This window comes from Daejeonella sp. (assembly GCF_044342615.1).
Lineage (GTDB): Bacteria > Bacteroidota > Bacteroidia > Sphingobacteriales > Sphingobacteriaceae > Daejeonella.
Genome location: NZ_JBIIPN010000215.1, coordinates 1 through 2,814, shown reverse-complemented (window position 1 = coordinate 2,814; position 2,814 = coordinate 1). Strand labels below are relative to the sequence as shown.

Sequence of the window (2,814 nt, the reverse complement as noted above, 5' to 3'; positions counted from 1 at the left end):
GGACCATATTCAGCAGGATCTGATTTCCAATGCGCCATGGGAAGCATATCCTTATAAACCGCATGTTGCTTTTTCTATTGCGCATGGTGAAAAGGGTGTTTTCTTGAAGTTTTATGTGGAGGAAAATTATCTAAGGGCTGTCAACTCTGAGCCTAACCAGCCTGTTTATGAAGATAGCTGTGTGGAGTTTTTTATCTCTTTTGAGGATGAAGCTGAATACTATAATTTCGAGTTTAATTGTGCTGGAACCTGCCTTTTGGGCTTTGGTAAAGGGCGAGATGGTCGGGAGCTGAATTCTCCAGAAATCATAAAAAAAATTACCTTTCAAAGTTCATTAAGGCCAGCAACAAATAGTGAGGCAAACGTAGGATGGGAACTCACTTTAGCTATACCTTTTTCTGCTTTTCAACACCATAAGATAACATCTTTGAGCGACAAAAAATGTCGCGCTAATTTTTATAAATGTGGAGATATGCTTCCAGAGCCTCATTTTTTGGCTTGGAATAATATTTCAAGTGAAGCACCGAATTTTCATCTTCCAGAGTTTTTTGGGAGGTTGGAGTTTAACTAATTTTATAAAATACTGAATTCCTGATTATTAATGATAAATAGCTAATTTCAATTGACAAATAATTAAAAAGAAAAATGTTTAAAAGCTCAAAATACATCCGTCCTTTCTTATTCATGGCATTGATCTTGCCAGCACAATTTGCATTCTCACAAAATAGTAGCACCACTAAAAGTGATTATCAAATGATTCAAGAGCCTCTTAAAAATGGCTTTAAGCTTTTATTTAATGGTAAAGATTTAAGTGGCTGGAAGGGTTTAGTTGGAGATCCAATTAAACGATCTAAAATGGATGCTAAAACCTTGGCTGAAGCACAAGCAAAGGCTGATGCAGAGATGCGTGATAGCTGGAAAGTTGTGAATGGTGAATTACAGTTTGTGGGTCATGGTGATAATATCGCCACAGTGAAAAAGTATGGCGATTTTGAGATGTTGGTTGATTGGAAAATCATTGATGATGGGAAACAAGAAGGCGATGCAGGAATTTATTTAAGAGGAACTCCGCAAGTCCAGATTTGGGATAATGCTCGTGTAAAGGTTGGCGCTCAAGTTGGTTCAGGTGGATTATACAATAATCAGGTGCATGAAAGTAAGCCTTTAAAAGTGGCTGATAAGAAGCTCGGGGAGTGGAATACCTTCCATATTATCATGAAATCTGATCGCGTAACAGTTTATTTGAATGGTGAGCTGGTAACTGATAATGTAATTTTAGAAAACTATTGGGATCGCAAAATGCCAATTCTTGCTGAAGAGCAGATTGAGCTTCAAGCACACGGTTCACCAGTTGCTTACCGTAATATTTACATCAAAGAATTACCCGTTGTTAAGCCGTTTAAACTGAGTAAGAAAGAGCTTAATGAGGGCTTTAAGGTCCTTTTTGATGGCAGCAATATGTTTAATTGGCAAGGTAATACTAGAGATTATATTAGCGAAAATGGAAATTTGGCTGTTCGTCCGAAACCAGGGAAAAATACGCTAGGCAATAATTTGTACACTAAAGAGCAGTACTCGGATTTTATTTTAAGATTTGAGTTTCAGCTAACTCCTGGCGCTAATAATGGATTGGGAATTAGAGCTCCTTTAACAGGAGATGCGGCATATGAAGGGATGGAATTACAAATTTTAGATAATGATGCGCCTATTTATAAAGATTTAAAGGTTTATCAATATCATGGGTCAATATACGGGACAGTACCAGCAAAAAGAGGTTCATTAAAGCCTTTAGGCGAATGGAATTATCAGGAAGTAATAGTTCAGGGACCGAAAATAAAAGTGATTCTAAATGGGGATATAATTCTGGATGCAGATATTACTGAGGCAAGGAAGAATGGTGCTATCGATGGACAAAAACACCCTGGATTATTAAGAGAGAGTGGGCATATCGGGTTTCTTGGTCACGGCTCTGAATTACAATTTAAAAATATCAGAATTAAAGATTTGAGTAAGTAATAGATCAATTGAAATATTTCAAAGCAAAGACTAATTAGTCTTTGCTTTTTTTATGTTTTAAGTTTTTATTTTTCTAATTAAATGTAATTTCCACCACTCAATCATTTATAAATACCGCTCACTCATTTTAATTTTCTGGGGCAATTTATCCGCTAGTTTAGATTAAAATTTTAAAATCTAAACGTTTACATGGATAGCATATATGCCATTATTAAGGCTATTAGGCCTGTTTTTTTGAATTTCAATTCTTCTAGATTATGGAATTGTAGAATTCGTTTATTTCGCAGGAAAAGCGGCTTAAACTTTAAACTTTATTTGGATAAAGCTATTCCGAAGCAGCAGTTTAGAATCCACGGACTATGCGATACATTGTTAATTCCTCCTTAACCAAATTGCAAATTAGCCGGACCTTACCTATCCATTTGGCTTGTTTATGAACAAATCAATGATCTCAACTATAAACAAGCTATAAAAGATAAATGAAGAACATTTTTATTAACCTAAAAATTAATTAAAATGAAAAGAATACAAATTTTAGCAATCCTGTCTATCGCATTAATATCAAGTTTAATTATTTACTCTTGTAGTAAAGACAAAAAGGAAATTAACGATGCTCCCCAGAAAGTTTTAAATTTCAAGGAAAATAAAATCAGCGTAGCTTATACAAGTACTATTGTCAATGGTTTTTTAAATTTCTCTATAAATATTCAAGATGAAGAGTCGGGGAAGAGTATTAAGGAAGATTTTGTAATTAATACTGATAAGACACAACTATCGAAAGAAATCTCTAAGCAGATT

General features: G+C 34.6%; 4 protein-coding genes. All 4 read left to right on the top strand.

The features are described 5' to 3' along the window. Positions 1-571, top strand: a 571-nt coding sequence (locus ACIQ0D_RS12530; RefSeq protein ID WP_395806125.1) for a carbohydrate-binding family 9-like protein, incomplete at its 5' end; no start/stop codon positions are given. Positions 572-645: 74 nt separating this feature from the next. Beyond that, entirely contained in the window at positions 646-2,016 is a 1,371-nt protein-coding gene (locus ACIQ0D_RS12525) for a DUF1080 domain-containing protein (RefSeq protein ID WP_395806123.1), read from the top strand. Between the two features lie 189 nt (positions 2,017-2,205). Further along, positions 2,206-2,403, top strand: a complete 198-nt coding sequence (locus ACIQ0D_RS12520; RefSeq protein ID WP_395806121.1) for a hypothetical protein — start codon at positions 2,206-2,208, stop codon at positions 2,401-2,403. A gap of 129 nt (positions 2,404-2,532) precedes the next feature. Then, a partial coding sequence (locus tag ACIQ0D_RS12515; RefSeq protein ID WP_395806119.1) for a hypothetical protein occupies positions 2,533-2,814 on the top strand: 282 nt, incomplete at its 3' end.

Coding starts and splice junctions, on each gene's coding strand:
- ACIQ0D_RS12525 (WP_395806123.1), top strand. CDS start 646: ATGTTTAAAAGCTCAAAATACATCCGTCCTTTCTTATTCATGGCATTG.
- ACIQ0D_RS12520 (WP_395806121.1), top strand. CDS start 2,206: ATGGATAGCATATATGCCATTATTAAGGCTATTAGGCCTGTTTTTTTG.